The sequence below is a fragment of the Allobosea sp. CRIB-10 genome, assembly GCF_900112185.1.
In the GTDB taxonomy this organism is placed as follows: Bacteria; Pseudomonadota; Alphaproteobacteria; order Rhizobiales; family Beijerinckiaceae; genus Allobosea.
In genome coordinates, this window is the sequence record NZ_FOKP01000015.1 from 56,485 (window position 1) to 74,609 (window position 18,125).

Genomic DNA, 18,125 nt, shown 5'->3' on the forward strand with positions numbered 1-18,125 from the left:
CGCAAGCGCTAGCCTGTTGGCGCGCTTGCGGCAATTCACAAGTCGATGCGCCTCAGCGCAGCTCGGCGCAGAAGCGCTGGATGCGGCGGCAGGCCTCTTCCAGCTTCTCGTCCGAGGTGGCGTAGGAGATGCGGAAGTTCGGGCCGAGGCCGAAGGATGAGCCGTGCACGGCCGCGACCGCCTCGTTCTCCAGCAGGCCCATGACCAGATCCTCGTCGGTCTCGATTGTCTTGCCGTTCGGCAGGGTCTTGCCGATCAGCTCCGAGCAGTCCGGATAGACGTAGAAGGCGCCTTCCGGCGTCGGGCACTTCAGCCCGCGAGTCTGATTGAGCATGGAGACCACGAGGTCGCGCCGACGCTCGAACGCCTTCTTGAACACCGGGATGTGCTCCTGCGTGCCGTCGAGCGCCTCGACCGCGGCCCATTGCGAGATCGCCGAGGTGCCGGAGGTCTGCTGGCCCTGGACCAGGTCCATGGCGTTGATCAGGTGCTGCGGACCGGCGGCGTAGCCGATGCGCCAGCCGGTCATGGCGTAGGACTTCGAGACGCCGTTCATGGTCAGCGTGCGCTCGTAGAGGCCGGGCTCGACCTGCGCCGGGGTGACGAACTTGAAATCGCCATAGACGAGGTGCTCGTACATGTCGTCGGTCAGCACCCAGACATGCGGATGGCGCATCAGCACCTCGGTCAGCGCCTTCATCTCGGCATGGGTGTAGGCGGCGCCCGACGGGTTCGACGGCGAATTCAGGATCAGCCACTTGGTCTTCGGCGTGATCGCGGCCTCGAGATCGGCCGGCTGGAGCTTGAAGTTGTTCTCCAGGCGCGCCTCGCAGAAGGTCGGCGTGCCCCCGCAGAGCGCGACCATCTCGGGATAGCTCACCCAGTAGGGCGCGACGCAGATCACCTCGTCGCCCGGGTTCAGCGTGGCGAGCAGGGCGTTGTAGATGACGTGCTTGCCGCCGGTGCCGACGATGGTCTGCGAAGCCTTGTAGTCGAGGCCGTTCTCGCGCTTCAGCTTGCGGGTGATCGCCTCGCGCAGCTGCGGGATGCCGGGGACCGGCGTGTACTTGGTCTCGCCGCGGCGGATGGCGGCGATCGCCGCTTCCTTGATATTGTCCGGCGTGTCGAAATCGGGCTCGCCGACGGAGAGCGAGATCACGTCCTTGCCCTGCGCTTTCAGATCGCGCGCCTTCTGCGTGATGGTGATGGTCGCAGACGGCTTCACGCGCTTCAGGGCGTCGGCAAGGAAAGCCATGATCCAGATCTCCGGGAGAACAATGGCGCCCGTCGCGGGCGCGGGGCGTGGTTTAGGCCCCCGGGGCGGGCACTGCAAGCGACACTGCTTGATATCGGCCAGAAACGACAGGAATGGCAGCGGGGCGTGCCCATGATCCGGGGGGCGAAAACGGCCTATCCCCGGCAGACGCCCGCAGCTGTATCGCCTTGGCCCGAAACGTGCTTGGTAGAGCAGGCTGGGGAGCCAAAAAGAATACAGCGCGCTGACGCGCAGAAGGCTCATGCATGAAACTCCGGATCGGCTACGAGCTCGACTACGTCATTCCGCAGCCGACCCCGATGATCTTGATGCTGAACGTGCATTTCAGCCGGGTCTCCGATCTCTCGGCGCCGGATCACATGCGCATCCAGCCTCCGACGCCGGTGACCGCCTATCGCGACGGCTTCGGCAACTGGTGCAGCCGCCTCGTGGCGCCGCAGGGCACGATGCGCATATCCGCCGATGCGGTGATCAGCGATAGCGGCCTGCCGGAGGCGTTCGACCGCAAGGCCGGGCAGGTGCCGGTCGAGCGCTTGCCGGAAGAGTGCCTGGTCTTCCTGCTCGCCAGCCGGTTCTGCGACAGCGATCGCCTGCTCGATCTCGCCTGGGAGCTTTTCGGTCACACGCCGCCCGGCGCTGCGCGGGTGCAGGCGATCTGCGACTTCGTCAACCAGCGCATCGCCTTCGATTATATGGACGCCAGCGTCACGCGCAGCGCTTCCGAGGCCTATCGCGAAGGGCGCGGCGTCTGCCGCGACTATGCTCATCTCGCCATCGCCTTCTGCCGGGCGATGAACATCCCGGCGCGCTATTGCACCTGCTATCTCGGCGATGTCGGCACGGAGCCACCCTATCCGCCGGGCGATTTCGCCGCCTCCTTCGAGGCCTTTCTGGATGGCGGTTGGCAGATGTTCGACCCGCGCAACAATGTCCCGCGCATCGGCCGGGTGCTGATTGCGCGCGGACGCGATGCCGCCGATGTCGCGATCGCCACCACCTTTGGACCGAATACGCTGACCGGATTCAAAGTCTGGACGGACGAGGTCAGCGAGGCGGCCTGAGGCCGCCCGGCCTCACTTGTCGAAGAGCGGGGCAGCCTCGGTCTTTTTCTTCGCCCGTAAAGGCGTCCTGCGGGTCAGGCCCTTGCGGTTCGCCGGAGTGGCGCTTGCATCCTCCGGCTTCGACGCTGCTGCTGCGGTCGCGACAGGCTTCACAATGGCGGGCTGCGGTGCCGGCTTCTCGGGCTGGACAGGGTCGATCGTGCGGAAGCGGATCATTTCTTCTTCGGACCCGCCGCTGCCTTGGCGACGGCCGAGGCGAAGCCCGCCGGAGGGGTCGCGCTCGCCTTCGGCTTGATCTGCTTGGGCTTCTTGGCCTCGCGATTGCTGCGCTGCTCGCCTTTTGCCATGTCTCGTCTCCTTCGGTCGGGATGACAGGTATCGCCACTTCGAATCGAAGGGGCTCGAACCTGCGCTGGTCGGGACGGCTGCGGGTCTCAACTCATGGCGGCCGGCTTCCGGCTGCCGCGGCCGGCCCGCGGAAATCGGGCCGTGAAGTCGAAGCAGAAGCGGAGCCTAGGGCAGAGTCGCGGCGAGAGCACGCGCTTTCTTCACGAGAACGCCCCGCTCAGGCGGCCTCGCGCAGGCGCTCCCGCCGGCGCAGCACGGTCGAGACCGCGACGGCGTTCCAGCGCGGCCGGCCGAAGCAGGGGAAGCCGCGGCGGTTGAGGCGGCGGGCGATGTCGGCGGGATCGGTGATGCCGGCGCCGACGAGCTGATCGATCAGCGCGCCTGCGGCTTCGAGGAAAACGGCGAGCAGCGCCCTGTCGAGGTCGCGGCTCGCCTTGTTACCGGCGGACATCCCGTCAATGGATGCCCAGGCCATAGCTCGGCTCGACCTCGTTCGGGGAGAGCAGCACGGCATTGGGGTGGCCGCCCTCCGACAGCGCGAATCGGACCGCGTCCTTCTGGTTGCGGAAGATGCCCTCACTGCGGCCTTCGAGATCGCGCGCGACCCAGAAGCCGTGGCTGGACTGGCCGACCAAGAAGAGATGGCTCTCGCTATTGAGCGGCTGCAGCGGCTTGAATTGTCCCATTGTGGCGTCCTCAGTTCGGCAAGGCGAACCAGGCGCGCAGGCCGATGAAGGCTGCAGCTGCCAGTGCGAACACGGCGAGCGCAACCATCTCGGCACAGAGGATTCCGACGGCCGGGCGGCGGCTGGCGACGCTGTCATAGACGGCGCGGGCGCGGCGCTGCTGGCTGGTGCGGAACAAGGTGTTGTTCATCGACATATCGACCTCCATCGATGCCGATGATGTAGGTCCGGCCCCGGTAAGGCCGCCATGCGGAAGGCGATCGGGCGCATAAGGCCGGCATAAAGGCTTGCGCAGCGTCGTCGCGACTGCGATGCCGGCGACATGGACGCTCCCCCGAACACCGTCGCGATCTATGTCGACGCCGATGCCTGCCCGGTGAAGCCGGAGGTCTATCGCGTCGCCGAGAGGCACAAGCTCAAGGTCTTCGTCGTCGCCAACAGCTTCCTGCAGGTGCCGCGCGAGCCCTGGATCGAGCGCGTCGTCGTGTCCGGCAATTTCGATGCGGCCGATGACTGGATCGCCGAGCGCGCACGCCGCGGCGCGATCGTGATCACCGCCGACATCCCGCTCGCCGACCGCTGCATCAAGGCCGGCGCCGACGTGATCGGCCCGACCGGCAAGCCCTTCACCGAAGCCTCGATCGGCATGGCGCTGGCGACCCGCGACATGATGGAGGACCTGCGCGCCATGGGCAGCGTCGGCGGCGGGCCGAAGCCGTTCTCGCAGAAGGACCGCTCGGCCTTCCTGCAGGCGCTCGACGTCGCGGTGCAGCGCCTGAAGCGGGCGGGGTTCACCGCCTGATGAGCCTCGCGCTCGGGCCGCTGGACGAAAAATCTCTTTGCCCCTAATCCTGCCGCGAAAGCCCGTCTCCCAATCGGGCTCCCGGGAGGAAATTCATGTCGCTGACCCGCCGTTCCACGCTCGGCCTCGTTGCCGGCGCCGTCTTCGCTCCGGCCATCGTGCGGGCGCAAAGCTATCCGTCGAAGCCGATCACCCTGGTCGTGCCCTATCCGGCGGGCGGGCCGACCGATGCGATCGCGCGCTTCGTCGCGCAGGACCTCTCGACCTCGATCGGCCAGAACGTCGTCGTCGACAACCGCGCCGGCGCCTCGGGCGCGGTCGGCACCCGCGCCGTCGCGCATGGCGCTGCCGACGGCCACACCTTCATCTTCGGCAACAACCAGACGCACGGGAACAACATGTTCCTGCTGAAGGACCCCGGCTATGACGCGGTCAAGGACTTCGCGCCGGTCGCCGGTGTCGGCGCCTTCGAGCACGCCTTCGTCGTCCGCAACGACCTGCCGGCGAAAAGCATCAAGGAGCTGATCGCGCTCGCCAAGGCCGATCCGGGCAAGCTCAACTATGGCTCGACTGGCGTCGGCTCCGGCTCGCACCTCGCCATGGAGCTGTTCATGCAGCGCACCGGCATCAAGATGACGCATGTGCCGTTCCGCGGCGCGGCGCCTTTGGTGCAGGAGATCATCGGCGGGCGCATCGACATCGCCAATTCGACGCTGCCGTCCGTGCTGGAGCAGATCAATGCCGGCACGCTGCGCGCGATCGCGCTGGCGAGCCCGGAGCGCAACCCGCGCGCCAAGGACATCCCGACCCTGCGCGAGCAGGGGGTGAGCGATGCCGACGCCGACAGCTGGGCCGCCTTCTTCGCCCCAGCCGCGACGCCGGCGCCGGTCCTCGACACCCTGTCGAAGGCCGTATTGGCTTCGCTCGCCAAGCCGGCTGTCGCCGAGCAGATCCTGAAGCTCGGCTTCACCCTCAAGGTCCGCGATCCCGCCGCCTTCCGGCCCTATCACCAGCAGGAGATCGCGACCTGGGAGAAGATCATCAAGGAAGCCGGCGTCAAGCCGGAGTGAGCCTTCCGATGGGCGTGCCCGCGTCGCTGCCGCGCCGGCTCGTGCTGGTCGCGCTCGCCACGCTGCCGCTTGCGGCGACTGGGGCGGCGCGTGAGAGCGCAGACGCCCTGTGGGATGCGCTTGCCACGCCTGGGCACATCGCGCTGCTGCGTCATGCCGACGCTCCCGGGGTCGGCGATCCGGCCGGATTCCGGATCGGCGACTGCGCGACACAGCGCAATCTTGGCGAGCAAGGCCGGGCACAGGCCCGCCGGATCGGGGATGAGTTTCGCCGGCGCGGCGTGCGCGTCGGCCTCGTGCTCACGAGCCAGTGGTGCCGGGCGCGCGACACGGCGCAGCTTATGGGCCTGGGGACCGTCGAGGACGCACCCGAGGCGCTGAACTCCTTCTTCGGCCGCTCCGGCGAGCGCGAGGCCGCAACGAATGCACTCCGACGGCGGCTGTCCGGCCTGCCGCGCGATGCGGGAACGGTCGTGATGGTGACCCATCAGGTCAACATCACCGCGCTGACCGAAGTGTTCCCCAGGTCGGGCGATATCGTGGTGCTGCGTCGCGAGCCTGACGGAGGCATCAGCGTGCGCGGCACGATTCCTGCGCCGTGACGACCAGCGAGAAAAGGGCGATGCGATGAATCTGATGCCGAAACTGGTCGCCCGCGCCGAGGCCGGCCGGCCCGTCCGCTGTGCCTTGATCGGCGCCGGCAAGTTCGGCTCGATGTTCCTGGCGCAGGTGCCGCATATCGAAGGGCTGGAGGTCGCCGCGATCGCCGATCTCGATCCCGAGCGGGCGAAGACTGCCTGCCGCACCGTCGGCTGGGACGAGGCCCGTATCGCCGCGACGCGCTTCGTCGATAGCGGCGTCACCGCCGCCGAGATGGACGGCGTCGAGGTGGTGATCGAGGCGACCGGGCATCCGGCCGCCGGTGCCCGCCACGCGCTCGCCGCGATCGCGGCAAAGCGCCATGTCGTCATGGTCAACGTCGAGGCCGATGTGCTGGTCGGTCCGCTGCTGGCGGCGAAGGCCAGGGCGGCCGGCGTGGTCTATTCCATGGCCTATGGCGACCAGCCGGCGCTCGTCGCCGAGATGGTCGACTGGGCGCGCGCGACCGGATTCACTGTCGCGGCCGCCGGCAAGGGCACCAAATACCTGCCGGCCTATCATCGCGTCACCCCGGACGAGGTCTGGAGCCATTACGGTTTGACGCCGGAGGCGGCGAAGGCCGCCGGCATGAACCCGCAAATGTTCAACTCCTTCCTCGATGGCACGAAGTCGGCGATCGAGATGGCGGCGATCGCCAATGCCAGCGGGCTCGACGTGCCGGAGGGTGGCCTTACCTTTCCGCCCTGCGGCGTTGACGACCTCGCTCATGTCCTGCGGCCGAAGGCAGTCGGCGGCCAGCTCGATCATGACGGCATGGTCGAAGTCGTCTCCTCGCTGGAGCGCGACGGCCGGCCGGTCTTCCGTGACCTGCGCTGGGGCGTCTACGTCGTCCTGAAGGCGCCGAACCCTTACGCCGCCGCCTGCTTCAAGCAATACGGTTTGCCGACCGATTCCACCGGCCTCTATGCCGCAATGTACAAGCCCTTCCACCTGATCGGGCTCGAGCTCTCGATTTCGGTGCTGAATGCGGCTTTACGTGGCGAGCCGACCGGCACGACCAGGAGCTGGCGCGGCGATGCGGTAGCGACCGCCAAGCGCGACCTTAAGGCCGGCGAGATGCTGGACGGGGAGGGCGGCTACACCGTCTACGGGAAGCTGATGCCGGCCGCCGCCAGTCGCGCTGCGAAGGCGCTGCCGATCGGTCTGGCGCATGGCGTGGCCTTGAAGCGGAACGTTGCCGCCGGCGCGGTCGTCAACAGCGCCGATGTCGCGCTCGATGAAACCTCGCAAATCGTCTCACTTCGGCGTGAGCTCGAGGCAACCGGCGTCTGAATCGTGCATTCTTCCTAGGCTGGTGGTCCCGGGCGACCGAAGGGAGACCCGGGACCCATTTCCGGACCCTCTTTCGGCAAGGCTCCGGAATGGGTCCCGGATCGGCGCGGCTTCGCCGCTTGTCCGGGGCGACACTGGATTGGTGCTAAAGCCTAACCGCCATCAGGAGATGTCGATGCGTTTCGTTCTCGCCGCAGCCCTCGCGCTGGCTCTCACCATTCCGGCGACAGCACAGCAGCGCTACCCGTCGAGCGCCGGCGAGCTCGCGGTCGAGACGGTCGCGAGCGGGCTGGAGAACCCCTGGGGCCTCGCCTTCCTGCCGGACGGACGCATGCTGGTGACCGAGCGGCCGGGCCGGTTGAGGCTGGTCGGCAGCGACGGCAAGCTCTCGGCGCCGATCTCCGGTGTCCCCAATGTCGTTGCGCGCGGGCAGGGCGGCCTGCTCGATGTCGTGCTCGATCCGAACTTCGCCCAGAACCGCTACCTCTATCTTTCCTTCGCCGAGCCGCGCGCCAACGGTAACGGCACCAGCGTCGCTCGCGCCAGGCTGAGCGCCAACGGCACTGCGCTTGAGGGCCTCAGCGTGATCTTCCGGCAGATGCCGACGATCGCCAGCAACATGCATTTCGGCTCGCGGCTGGTCTTCGACCGGACGGGAGCGCTGTTCGTCACCGTCGGCGACCGCTACAGCCAGCGCGACCAGGCGCAGAACCCGGAGAACCACATCGGCAAGGTCCTGCGCATCAAACCGGAAGGCGGTGCGGCGGAAGGCAATCCGAAAAAGTCGGGCTGGGCGCCGGAGATCTGGTCGATCGGTCATCGGAATGTGCAGGGCGCTGCTCTCAACCCGCAGACCGGCCAGCTCTGGACGGCCGAGCACGGCGCACGCGGCGGCGACGAGATCAACACGCCCAAGGCCGGCCTTAACTATGGCTGGCCGGTGATCACCTATGGCATCGACTATTCCGGCGTGAAGATCGGCGATGGCACCAGCAAGCCCGGCATGGAACAGCCGCTGTTCTACTGGGACCCGTCGATCGCGCCTTCCGGCGCCGCCTTCTACACCGGCGACACTTGGCCGGCCTGGAAGAACTCGCTCTTCGTCGGCGCGCTCGCCGGCCAGTTGCTGTCGCGCCTCTCGACCGATGGCGAGAAGGTCACGGGCGAGGAGCGCCTGCTGAGCAATCTCGGCGAGCGCATCCGCGACGTCCGGCAGGGGCCGGATGGTTTTCTCTACCTGCTCAGCGACGATTCCAATGGCAAGGTGCTGCGCGTCCGGCCGGCGCGGTGAACTCCGCTGTCATTCCGGGGCCTTGCGCAGCAAAGAGCCTGGAAACCGCGAGAACGACACTGCTCCAGTTCGTCATGCTCGCCCTTGTGGCGAGCATCCACGTCTTGAACACCGCACTCGTCGAAGGAAGACGTGGATGGTCGGGACAAGCCCGACCATGACGGGAGGTGGTGGTGATGGCTCAGTGAGCAGCCAACCTCACGGCCCGCAATCCCATTCGCGCTCGACGACGAAGACCTTGCGGTTCGCAAGGTGCCCGTTCGTGTCGTAGAGGTCGCCGACATAGTACTCGGTGCCGGCGGCGTCGCGCACGCTGCGGTCGACCTGCAGCGACCAGCCATAGCCGACCCGGCTTCCGCCCTTCCAGTCGCGATGCAGATTGCCCGTCGAGGCCGAGGCGAGGATTCGGGCGCGCTCGTCGCTCGGTGAGCAGGTCGGCCCGGCAAGGGCAGCGCCTGACAGGGCGGCAAGGCACAGGGCGAGCGTCATCGGCTTGAGCAAGGCAGGCATCCTTCAGGGGAATCCGAGCAGAATCAGGTGATCTCGGCGAGCCGCGTATCGAGCGACAGAACGAGGCACCAATGTGGCTCGAAGTCGGCTCCCAGCGGCCAGATCTGCTCCTTGAAGACCGTCAGCATGGCCGCTTGATAACGCTCGAACCAGTCGCGCTGGCAAAGCACGAACTTGGTCGCGCCGACAATGGTCTCCCGGTCGATGATGCACAGCGGAACGATGCCGGAATTGGCCGAAAGATACTCCTGCACCGCGACCATCAATGTCGGGTAGCCGGGGTGGAGCATGTCGTCGAGCACGATCAGCCCGCCCTCGGCGAGGCATGCGGTGGCGAGCGTGAGGTCCTTGCTTAACGCCGCGCGTGAATGCTCGCCATCGATATGGATGAAGCGCAACTTCTCCCCGCCGGCATGGCCGATCAGCTCGACCGGCGACATCGCGCCGGCATCGGCCTTGATGGTGATGCGGCGCTCCGGGCCGATGCCGTGCCTCTGGCAGTTCGCCTCGAACCGGTCCTGCACCTGCGGGTTCGGCCATTCGAAGATGTCGATGCCCAGAGCGATCTCGCCGGGTTCGAGCGCATGGGCCAGCGCGATGAAGAAGCGGCCTTCGAAAGCGCCGATCTCGGCGATCGGGCCGGCGACGCCTTCCTCCGTCTGCAACCGCAATAGCCGCGCGCAGACAGCCGCCGCGAAGCGCGAGGACATGCCGACGACGCGGTCATAGCCCTCGGTCAGATAGGCCTCGACGGCGGGATGGCCGGAGTGTGGGAGCGGCGCCATCGCATCAGCCCTTGGCGTGGAAGATGAAGAAGGCGCCGGCTGCGATCAGCGCGAAGCCGATCGCATGGTTCCAGGTCAGCTGCTCCTTCAGCCAGAACACGGAGAAGCCGGCAAAGACGCAAAGCGTGATCACCTCCTGCATCGTCTTCAGCTCGGCAGCCGAATAGACCCCGGAGCCGATGCGATTGGCCGGCACGGCGAGCATGTATTCCGGCAGGGCGATCATCCAGCTCGCCAGGATCGCCAGCCAGATCGCCGTGCTCTTGTAGGAGAGATGGCCGTACCAGGCGAAGGTCATGAACACGTTCGAGGCGATCAGCATGCCGATCGGCAAGAGATGGGCGGTGCTGAGAGCTGGCATGGCAGGTTCCGGAAACGTGACGTCGGGGGGAGAAACGGCTCAGCCGTAGCGCAGTTTCATCGTCAGGATGATCAGCACCAGCGCGAGCGTCACCGTATTGGCGCCGATCAGCGGCCAGGAGGCGATCAGCACGCCATAGATCAGCCAGAGCACGATGCCGGTGGCGAACAGCGCCTGCGTCCACAGCGAGATGCCGCTGGTGTCGCGCGTCTTGATCGTCTGCCAGGCCTGCGGCAGCCAGCAGAAGGTGGTCAGCAGGGCGGCGCAGAAGCCGAGCGCTTCGATGGCGGCGGTGGACATGCGGGCTTGCGGCGATTCGCGCGGGAGTGGAGGTTCATGAGACATAGCCGGTTTCGGCGCACCGCGCGCTCCCCGGACGTGCATGGTTAACCTCCGTTAACCGCAGCGCCCTAGTTTTGCGTCAATCCTGCGATTCGGTGGACTTATGCGCACATTGATCCTGGCCTTGCCTCTCGTCCTCGCCGCCGCGACCGCGGCCCGGGCCGATTTCGACTCCTGCGTCGCCGGCCTGCGTTCTGCCGCTGCGGCCAAGGGCGTCTCCGGTGCCACCTTCGACCGCGCCATGGCGGGCGTCACGCCCGACATGAAGGTGATCGAGGCGATGAACAACCAGCCGGAGTTCAAGACGCCGATCTGGGACTATCTCGGCACGCTGGTCGACGATGAGAAGGTCGCGGAAGGCCGTTCGATGATGCGCCAGCACGCCTCGACGCTCGCCGCCGCCGAACAGCGCTTCGGCGTCGACCGCCACACGATCGCGGCGGTCTGGGGCGTCGAAAGCGATTTCGGCAAGGCGCGGGGCAAGATGCCGCTGGTCCAGGCGCTCTCGACCGGCGCCTGCCTGGCGCCGCGCCGCAACGCCTTCTTCAAGGGCGAATTGATCGCCACCCTGCAGATCATCCAGCGCGGCGATGTCCGCCCCGAGCGGTTGTTCGGCTCCTGGGCCGGCGCCTTCGGCCACACCCAGTTCATCCCCTCCACCTACATGCGGCTTGCGGTCGACGGCGATGGCGACGGAAGGCGCGACCTGGTCGATTCCATCCCCGACGCGCTGCACTCGACCGCGAACTTCATGGACAAGGCCGGCTGGGTCACCGGCGCGACCTGGGGCTATGAGGTGCGGGTTCCGGGTAGCTATTCCGGCGGGACGGGCCGCAATCCCAAGCGGCCGGTGTCGCATTGGGCGAGCCAGGGCATCGTCAAGTTCGACGGTTCGGCGCTCTCCGGCTCCGGCAATGCCGGCCTGCTGATGCCCGCCGGCCGCAACGGCCCGGCCTTCCTCGTCTTCAAGAACTACGATGCCGCCTACAGCTATAACGGTGCGGATTCCTATGCCTTGGCCATCTCCCTCCTGTCCGATCGCCTGCGCGGCCGGCCGGGCGTGCAGGGCGACTGGCCGACAGACGACCTGCCGCTCTCGCGCGAGCAGCGCCGCGAACTGCAGCGCCTGCTGATCCAGCGCGGCTACAATGTCGGCGAGCCCGATGGCGCCGTCGGCGCGCTGACGCGCGCCGCGATCAAGGAGATCGAGGCCAGGATCGGCATGCCGCAGACCGGCCGTCCCGGCGAGAAGGTCCTGCGCGCGCTGAAGGGCGGGCGCGTCTGAGGCGCAGCCGTCCCGTGCTTGCGCACGAACGCTGCGCCTCGTAAGCAGCCAGCGCATTTCTGTTGCGCGAGGCTGAACCCATGGCGAACCACAAGCTCCTGCTGCTCCCCGGCGACGGCATCGGCCCCGAGGTGATGGGCCAGGTCGAGAAGATCGTCTCCTGGTTCGAGAAGCAGGGCCTCGGCTCGTTCTCGCTCGAGCGCGGCCTCGTCGGCGGCGCCGCCTACGACGCCCACAAGGCGGCGATCTCCGAAGGGGACATGAAGCTCGCCCAGGACGCCGACGCCGTGCTCTTCGGCGCGGTCGGCGGCCCGAAATGGGCCGATGTGCCCTATCAGCACCGGCCAGAGGCTGGCCTGCTGCGCCTGCGCAAGGATCTCGGCCTGTTCGCCAATCTTCGTCCGGCGATCTGCTATCCGGCGCTGGCCTCGGCCTCGTCGCTGAAGCCCGAGGTGGTCGAGGGCCTCGACATCCTGATCGTGCGCGAGCTCACCGGCGGCGTCTATTTCGGCGAGCCGAAGGAGATCGTCACGCTGGAGGACGGCAGCAAGCGCGGCGTCGACACCCAGCTCTATACGACTGGCGAGATCGAGCGCATCTGCGCCGTCGCCTTCGAGCTGGCGCGCACCCGCCGCAACAAGGTCTCCTCGGCCGAGAAGCACAACGTCATGAAGACCGGCGTGCTCTGGAAGCAGACGGTCACCGCCCAGCACGCCCGTGACTACAAGGATGTCGAGCTCGAGCATGTGCTCGCCGACAACTGCGCCATGCAACTGGTGCGTTGGCCCAAGCAGTACGACGTCATCGTCTGCGACAACCTCTTCGGCGACATCCTCTCCGATGTGGCCGCGATGCTGACCGGCTCGCTCGGCATGCTGCCCTCCGCCTCGCTGGGCGCCGAGGACCCGGCGACCGGCAAGCGCAAGGCGCTCTACGAGCCCGTCCACGGCTCGGCGCCCGACATCGCCGGCAAGGGCCTCGCCAACCCGATCGCGATGATCGGCTCGTTCGCCATGGCGCTGCGCTATTCCTTCGGCGCCGGCGAGGCGGCCGATCGGCTCGAAGGCGCGATCGCCGACGTGCTCGGCGCCGGCACCCGCACCAAGGACATCGCCGCGCCCGGCGCCAACGCCGTCTCGACCACCGAGATGGGCGACGCCATCGTCAAGGCGCTCGAAGCGCGGGGGTGATATCCGGTGGGCGGCGGCTCTACCGCCGCCCACTGCCATATTGCGCCTCGTGCAGGCGGCGGTAGATGCCCGGCCGCTGCACCAGCTCCTGATGCCGGCCCTGCTCGGCGACGCCGCTCTCGTCGATGACGATGATGCGGTCGGCGTCCTGGATCGTCGCTAGGCGATGGGCGATCACAAGCGTGGTCCGGCCCTTCGACAGTTCGGCGAGCGAGGCCTGGATCGCCCGCTCGGTCTCGGTGTCGAGCGCCGAGGTCGCTTCGTCCAGGATCAGGATCGGCGGGTTCTTCAGGAACATCCGGGCGATGGCGAGGCGCTGCTTCTGTCCGCCCGAGAGCTTGACGCCGCGCTCGCCGATCACCGTGTCAAGACCATCCGGTAACCGCGCGATCATCTCGTCGAGCCTTGCGCGCCTGGCAGCCTCGACGATCTCGTCCTCATTCGCCGTCAGCTTGCCATAGGCGATGTTCTCGCGCAGCGTCCCGGCGAAAAGGAAGACGTCCTGCTGGACGATGCCGATCTGGCCGCGCAGCGAGGCCAGCGTCATCTGGCGGATGTCGATCCCGTCGATCGTGATGCGCCCGCCTTCGACATCGTAGAAGCGCGGCAGCAGCGAGCAGATCGTCGTCTTGCCGGCGCCGGACGGCCCGACGAAGGCGATGGTTTCGCCGGCGCGAATCGTAAGGTCGATCCCCTTCAGGATCTTGCGGTCGGGCGTGTAGCCGAAGCTGACATTCTCATAGGCGATATCGCCCTTCAGGCCCGAGACCGCGATGGCGCCGGGCAGGTCGGCGATATCGGGCCGCGTATCCAGGAATTCGGTGTAGCGCCGGAAGCCGGCGATGCCCTTCGGATAGGTCTCGATCACCGAATTGATCTTCTCGATCGGCCGGAAGAACACCGTCACCAGCAGCAGGAAGCCGACGAAGCCGCCGGCGCTGAGATCGCCGATCAGCACGTAATAGGCGCCGGCGATCATCACCGCCATCTGGGTCAGGCGCATGCCGAAATAGGAGAGCGAGGTCGAGGCCGCCATCAGCCGATAGGCGTCGAGCTTGGTGCGGCGATAGCGCTGGTTGTCGACCGCGAACAGGCTGCGCTCATGCTCCTCATTGGCGAAGGCCTGGACGACGCGGATGCCGCCGACATTCTCCTCGATTCGGGCGTTGAACGAGCCGACGCTGCCGAACAGTTTTTGCCAGTTCGCCGTCATCCGCCGGCCATAGCGGCTGGTCAGCCAGGCGATCAGCGGCACGATCGTCGCGGTGATCAAGGCGAGCTGCGGGTGCACCATCAGCATCAGCACGAAGGCGCCGATGAAGGTCATCACCGCGATGAACAGGTCCTCGGGGCCGTGATGGGCGACCTCGCCGATCTCTTCGAGATCCTTGGTCAGGCGCCCGACGAGATGGCCGGTCTTCTGGTTGTCGAACCAGCCGAAGGACAGCTTCTGCAGATGGTCGAACGCCTTGCGGCGCATCTCGGTCTCGATGTTGATGCCGAGCATGTGGCCCCAATAGGTCACCACCACCATCAGGCCGGCGTTGACGAGATAGATCATCAGCAGGCCGAGCGAGGCCAGCACGATCAGGCTCCAGTTCCCGCTCGGCAGGAGCTGGTCGACGAACAGCTTCACCGCGATCGGGAAGCCGAGCTCGAGCAGGCCCGAGATCACGGCGCAGCCGAAGTCGAGCATGAAGAGCCCGCGATGGGGACGGTAATAGGCGAAGAAGCGACGCAGCATGGCGGCCTGTTAGCATATTGGCGGCAAGCTGGTCAGGTGACGACAAACGGAGCGTTACGCACCGGCCGCATCGCGGCGATCGGGCGAGGAGGTTCGGCGGAGGTACCGACCCTGCTTCGTTGACGCGCCCATCGTGCGCGTCACGATCGTTGCTCGGTCGCGGAGGGGGTGGGCATGAATAGATTGGCGATCATGACAGGCATAGCGGCGTCGTTCGTCATGCTTCTGAATGGCCCCGTGCAGGCCCAGGATGGTTGCAAGCAGGTCACCAGCTCCTGCTCTGCAATGTTCAAAAGCTGCGAGCAGAATTGCAACAAGGTCAGCAACAACGCGTCCGCCTGCATCGCCCGCGTTTGCAGCCAGCCGCTCGAAGGCTGCAAGGCGAACGGTGTCTGGCGCAGTGTCCAGAGCGGCTCGGCCTGCTGGGCGACCAAGAACAGGTCCTGAGCGGTTAGCCGCCCAGCCGGTACTTCACGAAGCCTTCCCCGGCATCGCCGACCGGCTGCGCATTCAACGCCTCCGGCTTCTTGCTCACGGCGGCCGGCGCGGTCGGGAAGGTGACGTTGACGTTCGCCGGCAGCGGCTTCAACGACCAGTTGCCGTCGGCGGCCGGGTTGATCGTCTTCTTCTCGATGATGTAGCGCACGATCACGTCGCGATTGAGGTCGGGCGCCTCCAGCACCACCGTCGTCTTGGTGCCCGGGAAATTGCCGCCGCCGGAGGCGCGGTAATTATTGGTGACGACGATGAACTCAGCCGTCTCGTTGATAGGCTTGCCCTGATAGGCGAGGTCGACGATGCGGCGCGCGTCGGGCGCCGCGAGCTTGCCGTCGCCATCATAGCGCGAGGCTTGCGTCACATCGATCTGGTAGCTGACGCCGTCGATCACGTCGAAATTGAAGGCCGGGAAGCCGGGATTGATCAGCGGCTGCTCCTCGGTTTTCGCCACGTCGATCCGGTTGAAGATGCCGGCCGAGCGCTCCAGCCATTCGCGGATCTGCGCGCCGGTGACTTTTACGATCTGCACGGTGTTCGGGTAGAGATAGATGTCGGCGACGTTCTTGATCGCGATCGGCCCGGCCGGGATGTCGGTGAAGAAGGCCGGCCCGGCGCGTCCGCCCGATTTGAACGGCGCGGCGGCCGAGAGCACGGGCAGGTCCTTGTGCGGCGTCTGCGCCAGCAAGGGCTTGGCGTAGGCGATCTGCGCCTCGGCCACGATCTGCACCGACGGGTCGTCGGCGACGAGGGCGAAATAGCTGTTGATCGGAGCGCTCGTCGTGCCGACCGGCTCGCGCATATAGCTCAGCGTCGCCTCGTGGTCGGCCTTCACCGTGGCGAGCACGGCCGCCTCGACCTCCGCCCTCGGCACGATCTTGCGGTCGGGCGTGCGCTCATAGATCGGCTTGGGATCGACCTTGAACTCGGCGACGCGCCAGCGTCCGTCGCGCTTCTCCAGTTCGAGGTCGACGATGCCGACATGCGAGCCCCAGAAGCCGGGCTGGCAGGCCGGCTTGCCGTGCAGCGAGCCCTTCTTGTTGTCGACGCCGGGAATGCCGTCGAAGGCCTTGCCGCCGGGGAAGACGAGATGCTGGTGGCCAGTCAGGACGACGTCGATGCCGTCGAGCCTGGCGAGGTGCAGCGCCGCGTTCTCCTCGCCGCCCTTGCGCTCGCCGCCGGCGATGCCGGAATGGCAGAGCGCGATGGTGAGGTCGGGGTGCGCCTGCGCGATCTCCGGCAGGTATTTCTGCGCGGCGTCGACGATATCCGTCGCGGTGACCTTGCGGTCGAGATTGCCCTTGTCCCACTGCATGATCTGCGGCGGCACGAAGCCGATCACCGCGATGTTGAGGACATGCTTCGTCCCAGCCTCGTCCTCGAAGCTCTGCTCGAAGATGCGCCAGGGCTCGATCAGCGTACCGCCGCCGACCTTGTCGACATTGGCGCAGACGATCGGGAACTCGGCACGGGCGAGGCCGTGCTCGAGGAAGTCGAGCCCGTAGTTGAACTCGTGGTTGCCGAGCGTGCCGCATTGATAGGGCAGGGCGTTCATCGCGGCGATCATCGGATGGGTCTCGCCGGCCTTCAGCCCCTTCTTGTAGGCGACGAAATCGCCGAGCGAGGAGCCCTGCAGGAAGTCGCCATTGTCGAAGAGCAGGCTGTTCTTCGCCTCGGCCTGGGCGGCCTTGATCAGGTTCGCCGTCTTGGCGAGGCCGACCGTGTCGTCGGGCGCGTCGCGGAAATAGTCATAGGGCACGACGTTGACGTGGAGGTCGCTGGTCTCCAGCAGCCGGAGCTTGAGCCTGGCCGGCGCCTGCGCAGCCAAGGGGCTGGAAAGCGCTCCGGCCGTGGCGATGGCGGCCCCGGCCTTGAGCGTGTCGCGGCGGCTGAAACGGGGGGCGCGGTCCATCATCGGCTCCTGAAGCAAGGTGCTGCGACAGACGCTAGCACCATGGCAGGACCGTGACACGGGGGTAAACGTCATGCTCGGGCTTGACCCGAGCATCTCAGACCGGAAGAGGCTGCCATCAGCGCCTTCTCGTCATGAGATTCTCGGATCTGCGCTTCGCTCCGTCCGAGAATGACGTGCTTCAGCGGCTCACGCCCTCCATCCGCACCCGCCCGTCGGCGCCCTCGGTCCAGGCGGCGATGGCGCCGTCCGGGAGCCGTTTCGCCTTCACCTGGAACGCCTCGCCGGCGATCAGCGGCGCGAGCCCGCGATAGTCGAGCCGGATCGGCTCGCCGCCGGAGAGCGTCGCGATGATGTTCATGATCAGCGTCGCCTGGATCGGCCCGTGCACGACGAGCCCGGCATAAGCCTCGACGCCGGTGACATAGGGCTGGTCGTAATGGATGCGGTGGCCGTTGAAGGTGAGCGCCGAATAGCGGAACAGCAGCACCGGATCGGCCTCGACCGTCCAGGTCAGGTCGGCGGCGCGTGGCTGCGGTGGTTGGGGCGGGGTCGGAGCAGGTGCTGGTTCGGCACCTGGCCTGGCGGCCTCGCGGTAGACGATGTTGTGGCGCTCGCGCAGCGCGACTCCGCGGGCCGTGACGAGCTCGTGATCGACAGCGACGAAGCAGAGCGGGCCGCTGCGGCCATCCTTGTAGCTGACGTCGCCGATGGTCGAATGGCGGGTGACCTCGTCGCCGGTCCGCAACGGGCCGATCGTCTCGATCCGCCCGCCCGCCCACATCCGCCGCGGCAGCGGCACAGGTGGCAGGAACTCGCCCTTGGCGGCGTGCCCGTCCTGGCCCAGCGCCGCCATCGGTGAGATCGGCGGGGCGAGGCACCAGTGCAGGGCGAGCGGCGCTTCGCCTCGCTGGTATGGCGCCAGATGAGGAGAGAACGTCGCCTCATAGCTGGCGACGAGCCGCGGCGTGATCAGGTCGGAGGCTTCCTCGGTCTTGCCGATCCAGGACTTCAGATGATCGATATTCATCGGGC

General features: G+C 67.0%; 22 protein-coding genes. 8 read left to right on the forward strand and 14 right to left on the reverse strand.

All coding sequences use genetic code 11. The features are described from left to right. Positions 1-52: 52 nt before the first annotated feature. On the reverse strand, positions 53-1,255 hold the full coding sequence (locus BMZ69_RS18485) for a pyridoxal phosphate-dependent aminotransferase (RefSeq protein WP_092159268.1): 1,203 nt from the start codon (positions 1,253-1,255) through the stop codon (positions 53-55). 266 nt (positions 1,256-1,521) lie between these two features. Here BMZ69_RS18485 and BMZ69_RS18490 point away from each other — a divergent pair, with 266 nt between their 5' ends. Further along, positions 1,522-2,337: a transglutaminase-like domain-containing protein gene (locus BMZ69_RS18490; protein ID WP_092159270.1), complete on the forward strand. Its 816-nt coding sequence runs from the start codon at positions 1,522-1,524 to the stop codon at positions 2,335-2,337. 12 nt (positions 2,338-2,349) lie between these two features. Here the strand turns inward: BMZ69_RS18490 and BMZ69_RS18495 are convergent, their stop codons facing one another. The 5 genes from BMZ69_RS18495 to BMZ69_RS18510 form a co-directional block, all read right to left on the reverse strand. Continuing rightward, on the reverse strand, positions 2,350-2,553 hold the full coding sequence (locus BMZ69_RS18495; protein ID WP_092159272.1) for a hypothetical protein: 204 nt from the start codon (positions 2,551-2,553) through the stop codon (positions 2,350-2,352). Then, positions 2,550-2,684: a hypothetical protein gene (locus BMZ69_RS32385; protein ID WP_280142117.1), complete on the reverse strand. Its 135-nt coding sequence runs from the start codon at positions 2,682-2,684 to the stop codon at positions 2,550-2,552. The genes BMZ69_RS18495 and BMZ69_RS32385 overlap by 4 nt, the downstream gene beginning before the upstream one ends. Positions 2,685-2,902: 218 nt before the next feature. After that, positions 2,903-3,136, reverse strand: coding sequence for a hypothetical protein (locus tag BMZ69_RS18500; protein WP_092159274.1), 234 nt, complete (start codon positions 3,134-3,136; stop codon positions 2,903-2,905). A 4-nt stretch (positions 3,137-3,140) separates the two neighbouring features. After that, positions 3,141-3,371, reverse strand: a complete 231-nt coding sequence (locus tag BMZ69_RS18505; protein ID WP_092159276.1) for a hypothetical protein — start codon at positions 3,369-3,371, stop codon at positions 3,141-3,143. Between the two features lie 10 nt (positions 3,372-3,381). After that, a complete protein-coding gene (locus BMZ69_RS18510; protein ID WP_139219088.1) occupies positions 3,382-3,567 on the reverse strand; it encodes a hypothetical protein in 186 nt (61 codons plus the stop codon). 126 nt (positions 3,568-3,693) lie between these two features. On the opposite strand from BMZ69_RS18510, the gene BMZ69_RS18515 reads away from it, so the two are divergent. The 5 genes from BMZ69_RS18515 to BMZ69_RS18535 all read left to right on the forward strand — a co-directional run bounded on the left by BMZ69_RS18515 (position 3,694) and on the right by BMZ69_RS18535 (position 8,466). Next, positions 3,694-4,173 (forward strand): YaiI/YqxD family protein, encoded by a 480-nt coding sequence (locus tag BMZ69_RS18515; RefSeq protein WP_092159280.1) that lies wholly within the window; start codon positions 3,694-3,696, stop codon positions 4,171-4,173. 95 nt (positions 4,174-4,268) lie between these two features. Continuing rightward, positions 4,269-5,243 carry a Bug family tripartite tricarboxylate transporter substrate binding protein gene (locus BMZ69_RS18520; protein ID WP_092159282.1) on the forward strand — a complete coding sequence of 325 codons (975 nt, stop codon included), beginning with the start codon at positions 4,269-4,271 and terminating at the stop codon, positions 5,241-5,243. Between the two features lie 8 nt (positions 5,244-5,251). Further along, positions 5,252-5,845 carry a histidine phosphatase family protein gene (locus BMZ69_RS18525; RefSeq protein ID WP_092159284.1) on the forward strand — a complete coding sequence of 198 codons (594 nt, stop codon included), beginning with the start codon at positions 5,252-5,254 and terminating at the stop codon, positions 5,843-5,845. 25 nt (positions 5,846-5,870) lie between these two features. Then, positions 5,871-7,175, forward strand: a complete 1,305-nt coding sequence (locus BMZ69_RS18530) for an NAD(P)H-dependent oxidoreductase (protein ID WP_092159286.1) — start codon at positions 5,871-5,873, stop codon at positions 7,173-7,175. A gap of 175 nt (positions 7,176-7,350) precedes the next feature. Beyond that, positions 7,351-8,466: a PQQ-dependent sugar dehydrogenase gene (locus tag BMZ69_RS18535; protein WP_092159432.1), complete on the forward strand. Its 1,116-nt coding sequence runs from the start codon at positions 7,351-7,353 to the stop codon at positions 8,464-8,466. 198 nt (positions 8,467-8,664) lie between these two features. Here BMZ69_RS18535 and BMZ69_RS18540 read toward each other — a convergent pair whose 3' ends face one another. The 4 genes from BMZ69_RS18540 to BMZ69_RS18555 are packed head-to-tail and all read right to left on the reverse strand — an operon-like array spanning position 8,665 to position 10,422. Beyond that, complete coding sequence (locus tag BMZ69_RS18540; RefSeq protein WP_139219089.1) at positions 8,665-8,967, reverse strand: hypothetical protein; 303 nt, start codon at positions 8,965-8,967, stop codon at positions 8,665-8,667. Between the two features lie 32 nt (positions 8,968-8,999). Continuing rightward, positions 9,000-9,761, reverse strand: a complete 762-nt coding sequence (locus tag BMZ69_RS18545) for a class I SAM-dependent methyltransferase (RefSeq protein ID WP_092159290.1) — start codon at positions 9,759-9,761, stop codon at positions 9,000-9,002. Positions 9,762-9,765: 4 nt separating this feature from the next. Further along, positions 9,766-10,122 carry a DMT family protein gene (locus tag BMZ69_RS18550; RefSeq protein ID WP_092159292.1) on the reverse strand — a complete coding sequence of 119 codons (357 nt, stop codon included), beginning with the start codon at positions 10,120-10,122 and terminating at the stop codon, positions 9,766-9,768. Between the two features lie 39 nt (positions 10,123-10,161). Then, entirely contained in the window at positions 10,162-10,422 is a 261-nt protein-coding gene (locus BMZ69_RS18555) for a SemiSWEET family sugar transporter (RefSeq protein WP_091831449.1), read from the reverse strand. Positions 10,423-10,567: 145 nt separating this feature from the next. On the opposite strand from BMZ69_RS18555, the gene BMZ69_RS18560 reads away from it, so the two are divergent. Next, positions 10,568-11,749 carry a lytic murein transglycosylase gene (locus tag BMZ69_RS18560; RefSeq protein ID WP_092159294.1) on the forward strand — a complete coding sequence of 394 codons (1,182 nt, stop codon included), beginning with the start codon at positions 10,568-10,570 and terminating at the stop codon, positions 11,747-11,749. A gap of 80 nt (positions 11,750-11,829) precedes the next feature. Further along, positions 11,830-12,939, forward strand: a complete 1,110-nt coding sequence (gene leuB / locus BMZ69_RS18565) for a 3-isopropylmalate dehydrogenase (RefSeq protein ID WP_092159296.1) — start codon at positions 11,830-11,832, stop codon at positions 12,937-12,939. 19 nt (positions 12,940-12,958) lie between these two features. Here leuB and BMZ69_RS18570 read toward each other — a convergent pair whose 3' ends face one another. The 4 genes from BMZ69_RS18570 to BMZ69_RS18585 form a co-directional block, all read right to left on the reverse strand. Next, positions 12,959-14,683 (reverse strand): ABC transporter ATP-binding protein, encoded by a 1,725-nt coding sequence (locus tag BMZ69_RS18570; RefSeq protein WP_092159298.1) that lies wholly within the window; start codon positions 14,681-14,683, stop codon positions 12,959-12,961. Positions 14,684-14,823: 140 nt separating this feature from the next. After that, a complete protein-coding gene (locus BMZ69_RS18575; RefSeq protein ID WP_092159300.1) occupies positions 14,824-15,117 on the reverse strand; it encodes a hypothetical protein in 294 nt (97 codons plus the stop codon). 17 nt (positions 15,118-15,134) lie between these two features. Continuing rightward, on the reverse strand, positions 15,135-17,090 hold the full coding sequence (locus BMZ69_RS18580) for a bifunctional 2',3'-cyclic-nucleotide 2'-phosphodiesterase/3'-nucleotidase (protein ID WP_092159302.1): 1,956 nt from the start codon (positions 17,088-17,090) through the stop codon (positions 15,135-15,137). 181 nt (positions 17,091-17,271) lie between these two features. Next, on the reverse strand, positions 17,272-18,120 hold the full coding sequence (locus BMZ69_RS18585; RefSeq protein WP_092159304.1) for an HTD2 family dehydratase: 849 nt from the start codon (positions 18,118-18,120) through the stop codon (positions 17,272-17,274). Positions 18,121-18,125 lie beyond the last annotated feature (5 nt).